This window comes from Marinococcus halophilus, from assembly GCF_002265875.1.
Taxonomy (GTDB): domain Bacteria; phylum Bacillota; class Bacilli; order Bacillales; family Marinococcaceae; genus Marinococcus; species Marinococcus halophilus.
In genome coordinates this window covers 1-19,938 of sequence record NZ_NPFA01000006.1, presented here as the reverse complement: position 1 = coordinate 19,938, position 19,938 = coordinate 1, and the positions used below count along the sequence as shown (strand labels likewise).

Genomic DNA, 19,938 nt, shown 5'->3' with positions numbered 1-19,938 from the left:
GGCTGAATGTTTCAAAAGGTACTCATTGCAAATCGTGGAGCGATTGCTGTCAGAATTGAAAGAACATTAAAAAAATTAAATATTCCGTCTGTGGCTGTATACACGAAGGCGGATCGCGATAGTCTGCACGTGGCATACGCCGATGAAGCAGTAAATATCGGTGAAGGGGCACCGCAGGAGAGCTATCTGAATGAACAAAAGATCCTGGAAACAGCGCTTGAGAAAGGAGCAGATGCCATCCACCCGGGGTACGGCTTTTTGAGTGAAAATGCTGATTTTGCGCGTGAATGTGCGAAGCAGAACATTACGTTTATTGGCCCGGAGCCGGAGCAGATGGAGCTGTTCGGACTGAAGCACACGGCCCGTGCTGCTGCGAAAGAAGCGGGCGTCCCTCTGCTTCCGGGCACAGATCTGTTGGATAGCCGGGAGGAAGCGATGGCAGAGGCAGCGGGTATCGGCTACCCGGTCATTTTAAAAAGTACGGCCGGCGGTGGTGGCATCGGCATGCGGATCTGTGAAAATGAAGAGTCGCTTCATGAAGCGTATGAAAACGTCAAGCATTTGGCAGAGGCAAACTTTAACGATGGCGGTATGTTTCTGGAAAAATACATTCCAAGCGCCCGTCACATTGAAGTTCAGATCTTTGGCAATGAAAGCGGGGAGGTTGTCGCATTAGGGGAGCGGGACTGCTCGCTGCAGCGGAGAAATCAAAAAGTGGTGGAAGAAACGCCCGCCCCAAATATTACGGAGGAAACAAGAAAAGCGATGTGGCAGGCAGCCGAACGTCTTGCAGAAACCTCAGGATACAGAAGTGCCGGCACGGTCGAATTCTTATATGATCCGGACGAATGTACATTTTACTTTTTGGAAGTAAATACGCGGCTTCAGGTGGAGCACGGAGTAACAGAGGAAGTGCTCGGCATTGACCTGGTGGAATGGATGGTAAAAGAAGCGGCCGGCTGCTGGCAGAACCTCGCGGCGAAAGTGCCGGCATCGTCAGGCCACAGCATTCAGGCCCGGGTGTACGCTGAAGACTGCGGCCGCGATTTTCGCCCGAGCGCCGGCCATATCGACCACGTGTTGCTGTCGAATAACGCAAGAAATGAGACTTGGATTCAAAACGGCGTGGAGACGACGACGCTGTATGATCCGATGCTTGCCAAAATCATTGTGCACGCCGGCAGCCGGGAGACTGCGCTTGATAAGCTGTATGAGGCGCTTGGAGAAACCCGTTTTTACGGAGTCACCACAAACCGTCAGTACGTCCGTAGGCTTCTGCAGGATTCCCGTGTACGGGAAGGACATGTTTTCACCCGTCTGCTGAATGATTTTGACCCGGCGGAAAAAGCACTGGAGGTGCTGGACGGAGGGATCCAGACGACTGTGCAGGACGTGCCGGGAAGAACCGGTCACTGGGACGTCGGCGTTCCGCCCTGCGGCCCGATGGACCCTTTCGCTTTCAGGCTTGGCAATGCAATTCTGAACAATGCGGAAGACGCGAGCGGTCTGGAGCTGACCCTGCAGGGAGGGTCCTACATTTTCCGGGATGATCTCATGTTCTGTATCACTGGCAGTGACATGGGCGCTGCTCTTGAAGGAGAAGCCGTGGCCTTATACGAAACGGTGAAAGCAAAGAAAGGCCAGACACTGACGTTTGGAAAAACCACCGAAGGCATGAGAACCTACCTGCTGGTTGAAGGGGGATTTGATAAACCGAAGGTGCTCGGAAGTTCCTCCACGTTTACCCTTGGAGAATTTGGCGGCCATGCCGGAAGAGCTCTGCGCCCGGGAGACATCCTCGGTGTCCGCGGAAGTTCGGATAGCCAAAAGCAGCAGTCGCTTGCTGCGGATACGCGCCCGGAATTAAAGAGCGAGTGGACGATTGGCATGATCCCCGGCCCGCACTGCACGCCGGAATTTTTGCAGCCGGAATATTTGCAGCAGCTGGCAGAAGCAGAATGGGAAGTGCATTTTAACAGCTCCCGGACTGGGGTGCGCCTGATTGGATCTGCACCATCCTGGACCCGTGAAGACGGGGGAGAAGCAGGCCTGCACCCATCCAATATTCATGATAACGCTTATGCAGTTGGAACACTTGATTTGACAGGCGATATGCCAATTCTGCTCGGTCCGGACGGGCCAAGCCTGGGAGGTTTTGTCTGCCCGGTGACAACTGCTTCTGCAGAGTTTTGGAAAATCGGCCAGCTGCAGCCCGGGGACAAGGTGCATTTTCAGCTGCTGACGATTGAGCAAGCTAATGATCTTCGAAAAACGCAGGAGCGGCTGATCGAAAGTGTAAGAGCGGGACGGGAAACAGAAGCCATTACGCTGCCAAAGGAAAATGACGTGCTGGATCCGGATTACCCGTTACTCGTCAATGAACGACAGGGCCGCCGTTTTCCTATCACAGTCCGCATGAGCGGGGATGAGTATCTGCTAGTGGAATACGGCGAAATGGAACTGGATCTAAAGCTTCGTTTTCAGGTTCAGGTGCTCATGGAGGCGATCGAAAAAGAAGGCGTGCTCCCGGTTATTGAAATGACTCCAGGGGTGCGGTCTCTGCAGATTCATATTGATCCGCTGCAGATGACAGTCCAGGAGGCTTCGGATCATGTACTTCGCATTGATGAGAATCTTCCGCCGCTGGAGTCGATACAGGTGCCTTCCCGTATTGTAAAGCTGCCGCTCTCATGGAACGACCCGTCTGTGCAGCTTGCCACCGAACGTTACCAGCAAAACGTGCGGCCGGATGCTCCGTGGTGCCCGGATAATCTGGAATTTATCCGGCGAATCAATGGTCTGGAAAGTATTGACGACGTAAAACAGATAGTATTCGACGCAAATTACCTGGTGCTTGGCCTTGGCGATGTGTACCTCGGGGCGCCGCTTGCCACACCGACAGATCCGAGACACCGGCTTGTCACGACCAAATACAACCCGGCACGGACATGGACGCCGGAGAACGCTGTAGGCATAGGCGGAGCGTATATGTGCGTGTACGGCATGGAAGGGCCGGGAGGCTATCAGTTCGTCGGCCGGACGATTCAGATGTGGAACCGGCTGCAGGCAACGGAAAGTTTTGAACCTGGAAAACCGTGGCTGCTTCGCTTTTTTGACCAGATTCAGTATTACCCGGTTTCGCATGAAGAACTGACGGAACTGCGGGAGGATTTCCTGCGCGGCCGGTTTGAAGCAGACATTACAGAAACCACCTTCGATCTGGGCGAATACCTGGCATTTCAGGAATCGATTCAGGAAAGTGCCGCAGCGTTTAAAGAAAATCAGCAGGCAGCCTTTCAGGCAGAGCGTGAACGTTGGAAAGAGCAGGGCATTGCAGAGCATGTAGAGGATGACAACGGAAATGCCGGGGCGCCTGAAGAAGAGCTGCCTACAGATGAAACGGCTGTTCGCTGCTCCATGCCGGGAAGTGTATGGAAGGTCGAAGTGACGGAGGGACAGTACGTGAAAAAGGGCGACGTGCTGGTCATTGAAGAAAGTATGAAAATGGAATTTCCGCAGCAGGCTCCGGAAGAGGGTTATGTGGCTTCCATACATGTGGAGCCCGGAGATGAAGTGCAGGCCGGTCAGTTAATCGTCGGCCTGCGTGCAGAGAAAGAAAGCGGGGTGTCGGTTACATGACAGAGCATTTGACAGTGCAGGAGCTGTTAACGGCTTACCGAAGCAAAAGTATAGACCCCGGAGAAGTGGTAGACAGCATTCTCGAAAGGGCCGTGAAATATAAACACAAAAACATTTGGATCTACCCTCCTTCCAAGGAGCGGATCCAGCCGTATATTGACCGGCTGGCTGCGTTTTCGCCGGAGGAGCTGCCGCTGTGGGGCGTACCATTCGCCGTGAAGGACAATATCGACGTAGCGGGATGGCCGACGACGGCTGGGTGCGAAGCATACACCTACACCCCGGACAAGCACGCCTCCGTAGTGGAGCGTCTCGTCGACGCCGGCGCCATACCGGTTGGGAAAACGAACCTGGATCAGTTTGCAACAGGGCTCGTCGGTACGCGGAGCCCTTATGGAGAAACGCATAACGCACACAAGGATGAACTGATCAGCGGTGGGTCGAGTGCAGGCTCTGCCGTAGCGGTAGCGTGCGGTCTGTCTGCTTTTTCCCTCGGTACAGATACTGCAGGCTCCGGGCGGGTTCCGGCTGCGCTGCATGGACTGATCGGGTGGAAACCCTCGCTTGGTGCCTGGCCGATCAGCGGCGTCGTGCCGGCATGTGAAAGTCTGGATTGTGTGACAGTATTCACCTGGGAGATAAATGATATTCACCTGGTGGATCGGATAGCCCGGGGCATGGACCCAGGTGATCCCTGGTCGAAGCCGTTTAAAAGTTTACAAAAGCAAAAGCCGAAAAAATGGCTGCTGCCGGAAGAAGAACTGGAATTTTATGGGCCATATGAAGAGGAGTACCGGCAGGCATGGAAAAAAACAGTCGAGCAGCTTGAACAAGGGCCAGAGGAAGTGTCCTATGTGAATACGTCCATACTAAGTGAAGCGGCATCGGTGCTGTACGATGGCCCCTGGATTGCTGAACGCTGGGCGGCACTCGGCACATTTGTAGAAAAGCACCGCGACGACGTATTCCCGGTAACCGAAAAAGTACTTTCCAAAGGAGAGGGCAGAGCATACGGGGCGGCAGAGCTGTTTGAGACGATGCACCGGCTGCAGGAAATTAAGCACCACACCGGCCGGTGGCTCGAAAATAATGTGCTCGTGCTTCCGACATGCGGAGGAACGTGGACAAGAGAAGAGGTCCAAAAAGACCCGGTACAGACAAACAGCGATATGGGCAAATATACGAATCACTGCAATTTGCTTGATATGAGTGCAATCGCGCTGCCAGCCGGGCAAGCAGCACCAGAGGTGCCTTTTGGCGTAACGCTGTTCAGCCGTTCAGATGCCGAAAACCTGCTAATGGGGGCAGCAGAAAGCTGGCAGCGGAAAGAGCTTTCTCTGCCGGAAGAACCAGCCGAAAAGCTGATCGCCGTATGCGGGCTTCACATGAGAGGTTTTCCACTTGAAAAACAGATGACCGAACATCGTGCTGAATTCGTGGAAGAAGCATCGACGGCTCCGGAATATAAACTGATACGCCTAAACAGCGAACCGGCCAAGCCCGGCTTAATACGGGAAGAGGCGGGAGAAGAAATCGACGTTGAACTATGGCAGATGCCAATCGAAGAGATAGGAAAGTTTGCCGCAAAGATTCCTGCTCCGTTAGGAATCGGCACGATCAAGCTAAACGATGGACGCGACGTGATGGGGTTTATTTGCGAAAGCAGTGCTAAAGGAGAAGACATCAGCTCCTTTAAAGGATGGAAAAGCGCAGAGGCGGCCAAATCAACGATGTAAAAAGCTAATCAGGTAAAATGTTTCGCAGGAAGGAGTATGTAAATGAAGAATATAGCTGACGAGGATTCGGACCATATGGAAAAAAATCCTGGAGACACAGCACCGCTCGAGGGGAAGGAACTGGATAAACAGAAAATCAGCCGGGGACAGCTGAGAAAAGGATTGATCAAATCATTTCTGCTGACCTCCATTGCTGTAATTGTTTTCTTTGTTCCGGTAGTAGTGGACGGGGAAACTGATGTCGTTTTTGGCTACTTGTATAACTTTCTTTTGAACCTTTCTGTGCCTTTTAGTTTGTGGCTTTTTACGGTAATGGTACTCGCTAATGCCGTCATGAGTATATACGTGAAGTTGTTTCCGGAAAGAAGCGGGCGACTGTTAAACTATTACGGGGGAGACACGGGCGTACACATTTTCTTTTACGTGCTGGGTGCAGTCTTTATGTCAGTCTACGCTCTTCACGACAGCTTGGCTGGATTCACCGGTCCGGAATGGATGGTCGGTCCGGATACAGGCGGCACGATTATCCCTTCGATTGTGCTTACCGTTGGCTGGATCATTCCGCTGGCCGCTGTGTTTATGCCGCTGCTTTTAAATTACGGAGCACTTGATTTTATCGGGTCGATACTGGAGCCGGTTATGCGTCCGTTGTTTAAAGTGCCCGGTAAAAGCACAATCGATGCTATTTCTTCGTTTGTCAGTGCTTCGTCTGTAGCTATTTTGATTACAAGCAGTTTGTATCGCATGAATGTTTACACAAAACGCGAAGCCGTGGCTATTGCTACAAGCTTTAGTGCAGTCAGTGTCGGATTTGCCGTGCTGGTCATTAACACAGCAGGACTGAGTCAGGATTTTCTGCAGGTATATTTTTCCGGTATGCTGATTGCGTTTATTATTTCTTTCTTTATGATTCGGATTCCACCTCTGTCGAAGCAGCCAGACGTTTATTTTGACGGACGGGAGCAGACAGAAGAAGAAAGACAAGGGGAGACAAAGTTTGAGCTTGGCATTGTTCCTCGTGGCTTCCAGCGTGCGGCCAAAAGAGCTGAAACAGCCCGGCCGCTTGGCTCAGAAGTGAAGGCGAGTGTGGCGGGGGCACTCGGTGTGCTTCCGCGGGTAGTGGCAATGCTTGCTTCTATTGGTATTACCGGCCTGATTGTCGCTGAGTATACTCCGTTGTTTAACTGGCTGGGCATGCCATTCATCCCGCTTTTAAATATTCTCGGCGTGCCTAATGCGGCAATGATCGCACCATCGATCCCCGTAGGTATTGCCGAAATGTTTCTGCCGGTTCTTTTGATTGCAGGAGATTTAGCAGCACTTGAAGCAGGAGCGGTTTATTTTGTAACGACGCTCTCGTTAGTACAAATTGTGTTCTTTTCTGAATCGATTGTTGTTATTAAAGCAACGAGAATGCCAGTAAAGCTCTGGGAATTGGTTGTATGTTTTTTTCAGCGTACCTTAATCGCCATTCCCATTATTGCTTTGTTTATGCATATGATGTACTGATTAAAAAAAGACGCCTTTCGCGGGCGTCTTTTGCATAGGACCGTATTTATTGGAAAATAGCGGTGTACTGAAAGCCAAGGCGCTCATAGTTCTGTTTCCGGTACATATCGCGCGGTGTATCTTCCTGGTCTGCCACGAGAAAGACTGCCTTATCGGGGAACAGATTCATGGTGAATTGCTGCAGGGCATGGCCAATGCCTTTACGCTGCAAATCATCATGGACGAACAGATTATCCATTTCCACAGCGTGACCGCTGGCAATCAGTTCAACAAAGCCGGCAGGGCGGCCGTGGTAATAAGCGATCAGTTGAATAAATGAAGCGTCATAAAACTGCTGCTCGAGCATTTGTTGTTTTTGGGCAGCGTATGCTTCTCCGAAAGGAAGGTCCTGTTCAAGCTGCATAGCGAGAAAAGCGGGAAGGCTCTCCACATCAACGCGCTGGATGCTGCATCCCTCAGGTAGCGCCTGACGGGGAAATTCAGCCGGCTGGATGGCATACAGCTCCATAACGCTCACATCGTAGAGGGAGCTGTGCAGGTACTGGTTTAACGCCTGCGGGAGTTCTGTATTTGGCGGAAAATGAAATTTTAAGTGATTTTGGCCGCGGGCTCTGTGAAAGTCGCGTAGACGGGATTCGATTTTCTGAAAGTAATCAGTCGTCGGCATTTGTTTAAAGGAAATAAAATTGCTGTCGAAATGATGCTTCCATTCTAAAGAATGGTAGTGGCGAAACTCATTGCGGTCCTCGATGAGCCGTCCCGGGGTATGGACATGGTGAAACGTAATAGGAAGCACTGGTATCAGGCCTTTCAGTAATATAATAAAGAAAAGATACTATTTTACGAGAGCTGTTACGGTAATTATTGTACTTTTGTCCTTGGCAAAATTCCAGTCGGTAAATGTACCTTCCACAAGTTTCCCTCCATGAATAATTTTTTTCGAGCTCGCGCTCTGCTTTTGCTGCTTATTTCCCCGAATTCCCGTTCGTTTTGTTCGTTGATATGTCATAAATGGAATTTACTTTATGGTTATTTTTTAATATATATCATAAAGGGGACTTACGAGCGCGCGGAAAGGAGGCGGGCGAGATCATGGAAGTGCCGGCGTATGATGGTTTCGAGCGAACGGTTATACAGGCTTGCTGCTGGATGGTACAACGGAAAAATCAGGTATCTCTCCCGGCTCCATCTATACTTTTCTGAAGAGATGTCGACCTCCCGTACAGGGGAAGTGAAGTGCCCGCCAGCAATTTCCGGCATACGCGGAGAACGTCCAAGAAGCCGCCAGTACGGGGTGCGTCCCATTGGACAAAGAATCTTAGGCGCAGCCGAGCGTATCTCCTCATCAAGAAGCGGGGCATGAGCCATAATTTCCTTGCGGTTCGGCGTGCGGTTATATTTGCGCGGTTTACCTGCCGGGGTGTGCCCCCAGCGGTACGGACGGCTTTTGATCGTCCGGGTCACGTAGATGTCTTCCACGGGATACGGAAGAAGCTCCAGGTAGGATAGAAACTGCCTGCCGGCTCGCCCATCGTAAGGACCGCCGCCCGTAATTTCTGTTTCTCCCGGTGCTTCCCCGATCATCATTACAATAGGATCATGCGGGTTTGGACCGTCGAGAAAGCCTTCACACCGGTGGCCGTCCATTCTTTTTTTTGCCTCTGTGACTGCAGCTTCTGGCAGCATGTGCTTTCCCTCCTGTGTACGTCCTGACTTTTCTATACCCGGGCGCGAAATATTCTATACTTGTGATAGGATAGATGAAGGAGGTGGGGCGTGTGCAGCAGAAGCACATTATGTGGTTTGACATTATTTTTTACGTCGTCTTTCCAATTTTTATTTGGAACATGGCGCGGGACTATACAGGTGATTATATAGCGATGCTCATATCCTCGGTACCGGGGATTATTTATACAGTGTACCGCTTCGTACTGTTGAAAAAGGTGAATACGTTTGGGATTTACATGATCGCCACCCTGATTATCGGCACTGTTCTCGATCTTGTTGCCGGCGGCGGATTGCAGCTTTTGTGGAACAATATTTACTACGATTTTGTTATGGGTGCATTCTTTATTTTAACGGTTATTTTTAGGCGGCCGATCTGGCTCTTTTTCACCGTCGATTTTATGGAGCTGCAGGGCGGAGACCGCAAGCAGCTGAAAAAGCAGTTTTATGTGCGCAAATACTTATGGGTATTTCAGGCGATCACACTGTTTTTTGCCCTCCGGGAATTTATTCTCGCGTTCGTTAAAATCTGGCTCGTGCAGAGCTACGGCGTAGAAGCCTTTGACGAAGGAATTATTCTGCGGCAGGTGCTTTCATGGACAATGAGCTTTATCGCAGTAATCGGATTTATTTTTATCGCCAAGTGGCTGCATGAAGACGGCATTGACGCCGGAGAAGTTACAAACACCGGGCGAGGTACTGAAAAAGAGGAAAAGAATGAAGAAGCTGAAGAGGAAACACAGGGAGAAACGTCTGGAGAACGAACGTAATATAGAAGAGCAGCCGGCGCCGGCTGCTTTTTATGTTGAAGTGGTTGGAAACAGGTGGAAATCATCGGTCGAAATCGGTAAAATGGCAGGGACATCTTTGGTTTTTACAGAAAGCGGGCTGCATACATATGGATGAGTTTTCATTATCGATTTTATTATTTTTGATTGTGATCGGTTTTCTCGCTGCGTTTGTCGACGCGGTAGTCGGCGGGGGCGGGCTGATTGCCATGCCGGCGCTCCTTTTTACCGGCATGTCGCCGCAGACGGCACTTGGTACGAATAAGCTTGCCGGGACGATGGGCTCCGGGACGAGCATGGTTTCGTTTCTCCGGCACGGCCAGATTAATAAACGTCTTGTATTTACACTTTTTCCGCTGGCCTTTGCGGGCTCGGTGCTCGGCGTAATCGTCGTGCAGAGGATCCCACCCGATATTCTGGAGCCGATTATTTTGATTCTGCTCGTTGTGGTAACGGTCTACACGCTGGTCAATAAAAACCTCGGAAGCCTTTCCACCTTTCAGAGTATCACTCGTAAAGTGTGGCTCATCGGTGCCGTTATCGCTGTTGTGCTTGGATTTTACGACGGGTTTCTCGGACCGGGAACAGGGTCATTTTTACTGTTTGCTTTTATTTTTCTTGGCTTTAACTTTGTCGAAGCGGCAGGGAACGCCAAAGTGCTGAACTTTGCGAGCAACATTGGCGGCCTGCTCGCATTCATCTGGTTTGATTCCATTCATTACGCGTATGGCCTGCCAATGGGGGCCGCGATGATTGCCGGCGCATATGTCGGGGCAAATGTCGCCATTAAAAAAGGATCGGCCTACGTGAAGATGCTGTTTATCATCGTGACGATCGCTTTAATTGCCAAAAATGCCTGGGATTATTTAATGTAAGAGTCTTCGAACGAAGGCTTTTTTATTTTGCTTAAAATTTTTTTATAAAAAAGTGATCCAGTAAACAACTTTGTACGTAAACTAAGTAGTTCTTGCAAAAAAGCATCATGCAGGTAAAAAGATCAACCGGCGGACCTAACATGGTCTGACCCTGAAAAATTATCTGTTTCATCCATCATGTTGACGGCTTCTGCAGAGCCTGGCTTCCACGTTGAGTGGCTTGTTGTTTATGCCGGGCATCCATAAGAAAGTGAACCGGAGGCTTTTAGCAGCAGATTAACACATCGATGGATATAAAGGAGAGCGATTGAGCAACCGGGGCCTCAATCGCTCTCCTTTTATTTATGTTTTCCCTGCTGCGGTTGGGTTTGCTTTGCATCTCCGGTACAATAGAGGAGCAGTGTGAACAAGTAGGAGGGAACCAATATGAAAATAGTTGTATTTGGTGCGACCGGCAACACGGGAAAACGTTTTGTCCGCAAAGCTTTAAAAGAGGGCAGCGAAGTAGTAGTGTACGCCCGCCAACCGGAAAAGCTATTAATTGAAAACGATAATTTAACTGTTCATGAAGGGAAAATTACGAATTACCAGAATGTTTACGATTCTTTGAGGGGGGCTGACGCGGTAGTCAGCCTGCTCGGGCGCAAGGAAGCAGCGAAGGGAACGCCGCTCAGCACCGGTGTGTCCCACATTGTGAATGCGATGCAGGAACGCGGTATCAACCGGCTTGTGGCGGTCACGAGCTCGGATGTGAAAACGCCGCAGGACGGCACGTCCAAGCGGTTCAGCCTTATGACTGCGGGCTGGAAGGTGGCAAAATTTAAAGGCTCGAATGAGCACGCGAATGCAGCCGACATTATCCGCCAGTCGAATCTGGATTGGACGCTTGTGCGGGTGCCGGTGCTTTCCGATAAGCCTTCCGGCGAAAATGCGCCGACGGTGGGCTATCCTGGTCGCCATAATTTAAAAAACACCCTGTACCGCCAGACGCTTGTCGATTTTCTGTACGAACAGCTTGAGACAAGCGATTTTTCAAAAGAATCTCCAGTGTTAAGCAACTAAAGATAATCAAAAAAGCAGGGCCGAAATTTTCGGCCCTGCTTTTTGGTGTTATCCCTGCCATACATCTTTGGCAATAGTCACAACATGCTCCAGTTTTTTCCACTGTTCGTCTTCGGTTAAAATATTTCCTTCTTCTGTCGAAGCAAATCCGCATTGAGGACTCAGGCAGAGCTGCTCGAGCGGCACATACTCAGAAGCTTCCCTGATCCTGGCTTTCACGTCGTCAGCATTTTCAAGGTCGCCGCTTTTAGAAGTAATCAGGCCAAGGATCACCTGAACGTTTTTGCGATTAATGAAGCGAAGTGGTTTGAAATCGCCGGCCCGGTCATTGTCATATTCCAGGAAAAACCCGTCAACGTTGACGCTGCCGAATAAAATATCAGCTACCGGCTCGTATCCGCCGGAAGAAAACCATGTGGAACGGAAGTTGCCGCGGCAGATGTGCATAGTAATGGTCATGTCCTCCGGCTTATAGGCTACAGATTCATTGACCGCCCGGGCATGGCGTTCCACAAGGGAACGGTGATTGATTCCTTCCTGCTCCATGTGCTTGATCTGTTCTTCGGAGCACAGGTGGGCCCAGGATGTGTCGTCAAGCTGCAGGTAGCGGCAGCCGGCGTCATAGAATGCCTGTATCGCTTTCTGATATGCTTTGGCCAGGTCATCGATCATATCTTCTGGGCCACTGTATAAATCGGTGTCGATCTCGCCCCGGAGGTGAAGCATATTCGGGCTTGGAATTGTGAACTTAGCTTCTGTACTTCCGGTAATCTGATGAAGGTAGCGGAAATCTTCAAGCATAGGATGCTTATCGCTAAAGTCAATTTTTCCAGTTACCTTGATCCCGCGTGCTTTCGTCTGCACTCCTTCAAACTGGATGCCGGAATCTTTTTCATAGGCTTCCACGCCGATCAGGTCTTCAAGAAAATCAAAATGCCACCAGGCACGACGGAATTCTCCGTCTGTCACAGCCTGAAGTCCTGTTTCTTTTTGCTTTTCAACGACGCGCTCGATTTCTTTATCTTCTACACGGCGCAGTTCTTCCGTGGAAATAGAGCCATTCGCGTAATTTTCCCGTGCGTCTTTGATGGCGGCCGTACGTAAAAGGCTTCCCACCTGATCCGCCCGATAGGGAGCTTTTGTCCGCCAGGATGCTGATTGTGCCATACTCTCTCTCCTTTAAAAACGATTGATGAAATATCTTGAAGCTTATCAAAATTTTGAATAGAAGTAAATTGTTTCAAAGGGCAACAAGCCTGGAAATAATATATAAAAATAATAAAAACAGCAGAAATAGCGCGGCGCTTCCGGAGATTAAAAAATAAAGGAAGCGTTTTTTGTTTTTCTCTTCAATATAAACGACAAAGTACCTCAGCCCTGCCACCGTGAGGCCGACAGGAAGAATTAAGAAAAGCGGGTGCGTGATGAAAACGAGAAGCTCGTGGGTGTCGAAAAACAGCCGGGTCGTCAACAACACAGCGTAAACGGTCAGAATGGCCAGGGCAGTATTGATATAGGCGTGGGCGCGTGTTGGCAAGCAAAACATCCTTTTGACGTAATTTGACTCTATTATAACAAATTAATATTCGAGCGCGTTGGCCCCGGCGTCAGGTACAGTTTGAACAACACCGTCATTACACTGTTTGGGATTAAAAAACCCGCCCTAAATGGACGGGTTCTTTTAAGGTATTTCGTTTGTTTTTCAACCAATTGATATATTTATACGTCTGAACGTTCAGGCGGGGCGTAAATATTTAATTGATTGTTCTGAAGCGAAGGGACGTGTTTGGCAAGAATATCTTCAATATGCTCCATTTCTTCCTGGTCGAGTATCCAGCCATCAACGCCTTCGGCTTCTTTGATCTGCTCCGGGGTTCTTGCGCCCCAGAGGCACATGCTTATACCGCTGTTTTCAAGTGTCCAGCGTGCTGCAAGCTGGGCGATGGTTTTGTTTCGCTCGTGAGCGAACTCCTGCAGTTCTCTGACTGCTGCCAAATAGTAGTTTCTGCTATTGCTCTGGTACAGAGGCAGACTTGCGCGGATGTCTTCATCTGTAAACGTGCTTTGGGCATCCACCTTGCCAGTCAGAAGACTGTGTGCGAACGTGCCCCAGGTAATACCTGCAATATGGTTGCGTTCGGCATATTCAAACCACGGCTTCAACTCCCGCTGGAACATATTGTACTGGTTTTGCGTGACATGAAGCGGCACGTACTGGCGCAATTCTTCCATCTCGTCCGGAGTGAAATTACTTACACCAATAGCGCGGATTTTTCCTTTTTCGTACAGCTTATTCATAACATTGCCCATATCTTCCATGCCGGTTTCATGATCCGGCCAGTGAATTTGATATAAATCCAAATAGTCCGTGTTCAGCCGGCGCAGTGTATTATCTATTTCCGTTTCTACTTTATCCGGACGCATGTCCCGGAAAAGCTCTTTGTCTTCGTTCCAGTTAACGCCGGGCTTTCCAAACAGCTGTACTTGCTCCCTTGGAGTGCCCGCCTGATTTAAAGCTTTTCCAATAAACGTTTCGGAATTTCCCAGACCGTAATCCGGTGCCGTATCAATAGTGGTAATGCCTATATCGAGTGCCTGCCGGATTGTTTTCACTGCGGCCTGTTCATCCGGCTCATTCTGCCAGAGCACACCACCCATAGCCCATGTTCCCAGGCCTACACGTGACACTTCGATGTCTGTTTCTCCCAATAAGATTCGTTCCATTAATTGTTGCCTCCACTCGGTTTGTATTTAATATTAGCTTTTACCCGTGCAGAAGAAGGAGTCAAACAAAGAATAATGGCACAAGGAAATGTTGGCAAAAAAGTCTCCCGCCGGCCGGGCCGTGGGAGACGAAGAAAGGTCTATAAAGGGATGATGTAAAAAAATACGGCAGCGAAATGAGCCGTAGAGCCGGCGAGGACAAAAAAGTGCCAGACGGCATGGTGGAAAGGAAAGCTCCGCCACATGTAGAAGACGGTGCCGGCTGTGTACAATATACCTCCGGTAACGAGAAGCACGAGGCCGCCGGGTGGAAGGGCACTCACAAGCGCGGGCCAGGCAATAATGATAATCCAGCCCATACCGATGTAAAACAAGGTTGAAAGAATGCGAAAACGCTTGCTGAAAAAGGCTTTGAAAAGAATGCCGACAAAAGCAATGCCCCAGACAATGCCAAACAGCGTCCAGCTTAAGATGCCTTCCAGTGCATGAAATAGAAATGGCGTATACGTACCGGCAATGAATATATAGATGGCAGAGTGATCAAAGACCTCGAACAGGTCTTTGAGCTTTCCTGCAGGAAAGCTGTGAAGCAGAGTGGAGCAGACGTAGGAAAGAAGCATGGATGTGCCGAAGATAGAAACGCTCACCACATGGAGGGACGAAGCATTCATGGAAGCAAAAACAATCATCACAACAAGTGCAGCCACACTTAGCATTGCTCCGATGCCGTGCGTGAGCGCGTTGGCAAATTCCTCCCGTTTGGTGAATGTGTGGGTTTGATCCTGCATACGCCGCCTTCTTTCCTTAAAATTAGTGCTTTTATTATAACCTAATTCAACGGAAATTTCGAACAGGCATAAGCGGCTTCGGGTTGTTTGCCGGATGGAACTGGATGGGTATGAGAAACAAGAGTGGTTCTAACCAAGTGAAGAAAGAAGGGATTATAGTGAAGGCAATAGGCTTTAAAAAGCACCTTCCAATTGAAGAGGACGCCAGCTTTGAAATGTTTGACATAGCAAAGCCCGAACCGAAAGGGCGGGACCTGCTTGTGCGTGTCCAGGCTGTCTCCGTAAATCCCGTGGATACAAAAATCCGCGGCGCAAATGAAGGGACGGAGGAAGAGCAGCCGCAGATACTCGGCTTCGACGCTGCCGGCATAATTGAAGCTGCGGGCGAAGAAGCTTCCCTGTTCCAGTCCGGCGATGAAGTGTATTACGCCGGAAGCAATCAGCGTTCCGGCTCCAATCAGGAATATCATCTGGTGGACGAGCGTGTCGTGGGAAGACGCCCGAAACAGCTTTCCATGGCCGAAAGTGCCGCCATGCCTTTAACGGCCATTACTGCATACGAAGCGATGTTTGACCGGATCGGCATCGTGCCCGAACGGGACCGCGGCTCTTCGGTACTTGTACTGAACGGTGCCGGCGGAGTTGGTTCTATTGCAATTCAGCTCGCTAAATGGGCCGGACTCGATGTAGTGGCTACTGCTTCGCGTGAAGAGACCACCGCCTGGTGCGAGCAAATGGGTGCAGACAAAGTGATCAATCATCATCAGCCGCTGTTAAAACAGCTTCAGGATGCAGGCTATGACGGAGTGGATTATATTCTCTGCTTTACCGACACGGCGCAGCACTGGGATAGCATGGCGGAGTGCATCCGTCCGCAGGGAGCCATCTGCTCGATTGTGGAGACAGAGAAGCCGCTGCAGCTGACCGACCTGCAGGCAAAAAGCGTCGCCTTTATGTGGGAATTTATGTTCACACGGCCGATGTACCAGACAGAGGATATGATCCGCCAGCACGTTATTTTGGGCGAGCTGGCTGATCTGTTTGACCAGGGAACCATTAAGCCAACGCTGACCGAAACGCTGACGCCGTTGAATGCCAACCAAATGAAAGAAGCGCACCGTAAAGTGGAGTCGGGAAAAGCGATCGGAAAAATCGTGCTCGAAGACTGGGAGTAAATGAAAGGGGCTGGCCCAAAAATGGTTCAGCCCCTGTGCCTTGTCTGTAAACTCTATTTTTGCCAAAATGATCACAAATTCTGAATTCATCGACATTGGACCAACTGTGGTCTGATTTTCTCTCATGATAATCTTGTATGGCAGAACTCAATGTTAGCAAAGTTCTCCGTCTTGGGCATCCGTATGTTTAGTTTTGTATTCTACTATTAATTCACTTCATTCATCGCAATAAGAGGAATCTTCTAGATAGCCATCGCAATACTCGTTAGCGCCTATTGCCGTTAATGTTTCAAATTTTTCAGAACATTTGTCACACGTGTCTAACTGCATGTTCATACACCTTGTCGTTTTAGTTAAAATTCACCCTAAAGATCTTAAAATTTATTTTGATTATTTTTTAACTCCGGATTTCATTCTGCCTTCACCAGAAAATTTCCCTATGAGGTCCCTGTTCCCAGGAAGAAGTAAAAATAGTACATAACTATTTTTTCATGGGCAGCATATCAGCAAACAAGATAGCTAATTCTAATCCTAATCTTTTTTGATAATTATCTTTTATTTTATACCCTAAGTAATTTTCAATTTTTTCTAAACGATAGTATAAAGTTTGTCGAGCAATATATAGTTGTTTGGCTGTATCTTTCTTTACACATTGGCACCTTAGGTATTCACGAAGTGTGTTATATAGGTAGGGATTCTTATTTAATTCCTTCCAAAACGTAGGACCTAACTGCTCTGTTACAAACTCGCTAATATCGTAATTATCTTTTAAATTGTATAGCATCTGGTAGGCTCCTAGATCACTGAAAAATGGAGAAACATTTACTTCTTGATTTTGAAGCATTCGCCCCGTTTGAATTACTTGTGTGGTTTCTCTATAAGCATTACTTGCTTCAATTAATTGGTGGTATATTTGACTGATTCCATATTCATAATTAATAAATTCATTTGTATTTTTTTCAAGAAAACTTTCTATATCTAATAGTTCAGTCTTATTAATACTACTAGACTCAGAGTTTAATATGATGGCTACAAATTGGGAATCTTTCATTTGATTAATAAAAGGATAATGCCCCTTTTGTTTAAAATAGTTTCTTAACACTAAAGCCAAATGGTAGTAAGCATTGTTTGAAGAAAAATTATCAAAATTCTTTTTTGACACTTGCCCCTCTAATGTGAAAACAAAATAATTTATTTTATTTCTATCTATATTCAAGGTGCCTAATTGAGCTCGAGCTGTTGCCTCGTCAGTAATATTTTGATGTATAATCTCATTAACCCATGCTTGTTCCTCATGTAATTTTTTTTCTTCTTGGAACCTATTATATAATAGTTGATTGCTAATAGTCATAGAAGCTCTATCTAACATTAAGTTAATTAATTCATTGGGTTCTTCTATGGGAATTATTATTGCTAAGGTCCCCCATAATTGATTTAAAATTTCTATTCGTTTCAAAACTATTCTTTTATTACCAAAATTAATATCAATACTTTTTGTATTATGGTCGTTTAGTTCTTGAATTTTTGAGATATGTGTTTCCCATTCTTTCCTTTCTAATTCAGGAAAAAAGAGTATATCATTATTAGTAGAAATATATACTGTGGGAAACTTAACATAATCATGTAAACATTTAATAACCTTCACATACCCATTTGGAACCGCCGCAAAAGATTGAAATTGTTGAGACAAACTGTCTAACTTCTTTAGATTATTATAATGGCGATTTATCAATAAAGAATTAATAGATTGCGTAATTTCTACAAATTTAACTTCTTCTTTAAATATAATAATAGGCAAGGAAAATTTGTTAGATAAATCAATCATTTTAGCATCTACTTCATTAACGTAGGTCCCCAACTCTATGCATATACATGAAATTTCTTTTTCTATTAGCTGCTCTAGGTACTCCTGTGGAGAGACTTCATTATTACTTAATCCTATGCCAGTAGTTAATATCATTTCTTGACCGTCAAGTAAAGACGAAAAATCAGTAACTTCCATAATATGAACCCAGCGTACTCTCTTTTCCAATCCTCCCTTTCCAGAAACGATCTCAGCTTTTTTAAATAAATTATTTTTCAATATTTCATTCACAGTTATCGAATTCATAAGACCTCCAAATGTTAAGTAATAATTATAATTTTTTTACACTGTGACTAATGAATTTTCACTATATATATCTTACATTAAATTCATAAGCCATTTTTGTAAACGCTTTCTAAAATTAAAAATGTACTAGGAGGATAATATGAATATTAATACTCATTCAAATTTTTATGACAAGGACCAAAAATACGTGTGGCATCACTTAAAACCCTACAAAAAAAATCAAAACACTATGATTGTTAAAAGTGCTCAAAATGCTTGGATAACTGATATTGAAGAGAACAAATATTTAGACGGTATGTCTGGATTATGGTGCGTAAACGTTGGCTATGGAAGAGAAGAATTAGCAGAGGCAGCCAAGAGTCAAATGAATACTTTACCTTATTATCCACTCTCTAGCAGCCATCTCCCAGCTATTAAGCTTTCAGAAAAATTAAATGATTGGCTTAAAGGTCACTATAAAATTTTCTTCTCGAATAGCGGTTCTGAAGCTAACGAAACTGCTTTTAAGATTGCTAGACAGTACCACCATCAAAATTCTAAACCAGGACGTTACAAGTTCATCTCCCGGTACCGTTCTTATCACGGAAATACATTTGCTGCCCTCTCAGCTACAGGACAATCTCAACGAAAATATATGTATGAACCGTTAGCTCCTGGCTTTATACACGTTGAAGCGCCTGACGAATACCGAAAACCTCTTGAATATACATTTGAAGAATGGAGTATAATCTGTGCAGAGAAATTAGAAGCAACTATACGATACGAGCGTCCTGAAACAGTAGCAGGCTTCATTATGGAACCGATAATTACAGGTGGCGGTGTTCTTATTCCTCACCCTTCCTACGTAAAAAAAGTACAAGAAATATGCCAACGATATGGAATTTTACTAATTATAGATGAAGTTATTTGTGGCTTCGGTCGCACTGGAAAGAAATTCGGTTATCAGCACTTCGATATTCAACCTGATATTGTTTCTATGGCTAAAGGAATAACTAGTGGATATTTGCCCTTAGCTGCTACCGCAGTTAAAGAGGAAATTTATCAAGCTTTTGCCACCGAAAAGGAAGACGCTCATTTTCGTCATGTTAATACGTTTGGTGGAAATCCTGCCGCTTGTGAGGTAGCTTTGAGAAATTTAGAAATTATGGAAGAAGAAAATCTCCCAGAACGCTCAAATGAGCTTGGTAATAAATTGCGATCCAAGCTTTCTTTTTTAGAAGAACATCAAAATGTAGGTGACATTCGTCATCAAGGTTTGCTATTTGGCATTGAGATTGTAGCAGATAAAGAAACAAAAATTCCTGCTTCTAATGAAGTAGTAGCTTCTATTATTGCAAATTGTAAATCAGCAGGCTTAATTGTTGGCAAAAATGGGGATACTGTCAAAGATTTTAATAATATTATCACATTAGCTCCTCCTTTATCTATTTCAGACAAAGATCTTGAGGCAATTGTAGAAAAAATAAGTAAAGGCTTTAATACAGAACTTTAGTTTTTTGAAATAGGTTACTACTTCTAAACTAATAGTGAAAAGGAAGCGATATGATGAAGGAACAAGCAGTAACGACCTTAAAAAATTTTATCGGCGGCGAATGGGTGACCTCCCGGTCCGCCACCGACCAGGTGTACAATCCGGCCACCAGTGAGGTGATCGCCCGYGTCCCGCTTTCCTCGAAGGACGAAGTGAACGAGGCCGTGGAGGCGTCGAAAGCGGCGTACCGCGACTGGTCGACCAAGCCCGTGCCGCAGCGCGCCCGTATCCTGTTTGCCTACCAGCAGCTGCTCGTGAGCCACTGGGACGAGCTCG

The 19,938-nt window shown here is 47.1% G+C and carries 16 protein-coding genes; 9 read left to right on the top strand and 7 right to left on the bottom strand.

What is annotated here, in order from left to right; all coding sequences use genetic code 11:
* The first annotated feature begins 6 nt into the window (after positions 1–6).
* From uca to CHL76_RS07370, 3 genes are read left to right on the top strand one after another with little or no spacing between them, the layout of a single operon-like run.
* Positions 7–3,639, top strand: a complete 3,633-nt coding sequence (gene uca, locus CHL76_RS07380; RefSeq protein WP_079475370.1) for an urea carboxylase — start codon at positions 7–9, stop codon at positions 3,637–3,639.
* Positions 3,636–5,375 (top strand): allophanate hydrolase, encoded by a 1,740-nt coding sequence (gene atzF, locus CHL76_RS07375; RefSeq protein WP_079475371.1) that lies wholly within the window; start codon positions 3,636–3,638, stop codon positions 5,373–5,375. Before uca ends, atzF begins: the two co-directional genes overlap by 4 nt.
* 42 nt (positions 5,376–5,417) lie before the next feature.
* Positions 5,418–6,884: a YjiH family protein gene (locus tag CHL76_RS07370; RefSeq protein ID WP_094908193.1), complete on the top strand. Its 1,467-nt coding sequence runs from the start codon at positions 5,418–5,420 to the stop codon at positions 6,882–6,884.
* Positions 6,885–6,930: 46 nt separating this feature from the next.
* On the opposite strand, the gene CHL76_RS07365 is transcribed toward CHL76_RS07370, so the two are convergent.
* Both CHL76_RS07365 and CHL76_RS07360 read right to left on the bottom strand, forming a co-directional pair.
* A complete protein-coding gene (locus tag CHL76_RS07365) occupies positions 6,931–7,680 on the bottom strand; it encodes a GNAT family N-acetyltransferase (protein WP_094908192.1) in 750 nt (249 codons plus the stop codon).
* Positions 7,681–7,943: 263 nt separating this feature from the next.
* Positions 7,944–8,570 (bottom strand): uracil-DNA glycosylase, encoded by a 627-nt coding sequence (locus tag CHL76_RS07360; RefSeq protein ID WP_079475373.1) that lies wholly within the window; start codon positions 8,568–8,570, stop codon positions 7,944–7,946.
* A 92-nt stretch (positions 8,571–8,662) separates the two neighbouring features.
* Here CHL76_RS07360 and CHL76_RS07355 point away from each other — a divergent pair, with 92 nt between their 5' ends.
* The 3 genes from CHL76_RS07355 to CHL76_RS07340 all read left to right on the top strand — a co-directional run bounded on the left by CHL76_RS07355 (position 8,663) and on the right by CHL76_RS07340 (position 11,334).
* The gene (locus tag CHL76_RS07355; RefSeq protein WP_179124059.1) at positions 8,663–9,379 is read left to right on the top strand and encodes a VC0807 family protein; all 717 of its coding nucleotides are present in this window, start codon (positions 8,663–8,665) and stop codon (positions 9,377–9,379) included.
* A gap of 128 nt (positions 9,380–9,507) precedes the next feature.
* On the top strand, positions 9,508–10,272 hold the full coding sequence (locus CHL76_RS07345) for a sulfite exporter TauE/SafE family protein (RefSeq protein ID WP_079475374.1): 765 nt from the start codon (positions 9,508–9,510) through the stop codon (positions 10,270–10,272).
* Between the two features lie 426 nt (positions 10,273–10,698).
* Entirely contained in the window at positions 10,699–11,334 is a 636-nt protein-coding gene (locus CHL76_RS07340; protein ID WP_079475375.1) for an NAD(P)-dependent oxidoreductase, read from the top strand.
* Positions 11,335–11,382: 48 nt separating this feature from the next.
* On the opposite strand, the gene CHL76_RS07335 is transcribed toward CHL76_RS07340, so the two are convergent.
* The 4 genes from CHL76_RS07335 to trhA all read right to left on the bottom strand — a co-directional run bounded on the left by CHL76_RS07335 (position 11,383) and on the right by trhA (position 14,846).
* Complete coding sequence (locus CHL76_RS07335; RefSeq protein WP_079475376.1) at positions 11,383–12,501, bottom strand: 5-methyltetrahydropteroyltriglutamate--homocysteine S-methyltransferase; 1,119 nt, start codon at positions 12,499–12,501, stop codon at positions 11,383–11,385.
* Between the two features lie 73 nt (positions 12,502–12,574).
* Positions 12,575–12,871, bottom strand: coding sequence for a hypothetical protein (locus tag CHL76_RS07330; RefSeq protein WP_079475377.1), 297 nt, complete (start codon positions 12,869–12,871; stop codon positions 12,575–12,577).
* Positions 12,872–13,053: 182 nt separating this feature from the next.
* Positions 13,054–14,058: an aldo/keto reductase gene (locus CHL76_RS07325; protein ID WP_079475378.1), complete on the bottom strand. Its 1,005-nt coding sequence runs from the start codon at positions 14,056–14,058 to the stop codon at positions 13,054–13,056.
* A 140-nt stretch (positions 14,059–14,198) separates the two neighbouring features.
* Positions 14,199–14,846 (bottom strand): PAQR family membrane homeostasis protein TrhA, encoded by a 648-nt coding sequence (gene trhA, locus CHL76_RS07320; protein WP_079475379.1) that lies wholly within the window; start codon positions 14,844–14,846, stop codon positions 14,199–14,201.
* A 110-nt stretch (positions 14,847–14,956) separates the two neighbouring features.
* Here trhA and CHL76_RS07315 point away from each other — a divergent pair, with 110 nt between their 5' ends.
* Positions 14,957–16,021, top strand: a complete 1,065-nt coding sequence (locus CHL76_RS07315; protein WP_079476981.1) for a zinc-binding alcohol dehydrogenase family protein — start codon at positions 14,957–14,959, stop codon at positions 16,019–16,021.
* Positions 16,022–16,502: 481 nt separating this feature from the next.
* On the opposite strand, the gene CHL76_RS07310 is transcribed toward CHL76_RS07315, so the two are convergent.
* Complete coding sequence (locus tag CHL76_RS07310) at positions 16,503–18,131, bottom strand: PucR family transcriptional regulator (RefSeq protein ID WP_079475380.1); 1,629 nt, start codon at positions 18,129–18,131, stop codon at positions 16,503–16,505.
* A 139-nt stretch (positions 18,132–18,270) separates the two neighbouring features.
* Between CHL76_RS07310 and CHL76_RS07305 the strand changes: the two genes are divergently transcribed.
* A complete protein-coding gene (locus CHL76_RS07305) occupies positions 18,271–19,623 on the top strand; it encodes an aspartate aminotransferase family protein (protein ID WP_079475381.1) in 1,353 nt (450 codons plus the stop codon).
* A 53-nt stretch (positions 19,624–19,676) separates the two neighbouring features.
* Positions 19,677–19,938: aldehyde dehydrogenase family protein (locus tag CHL76_RS07300; protein ID WP_143747449.1), on the top strand; the 262-nt coding region annotated here is incomplete at its 3' end.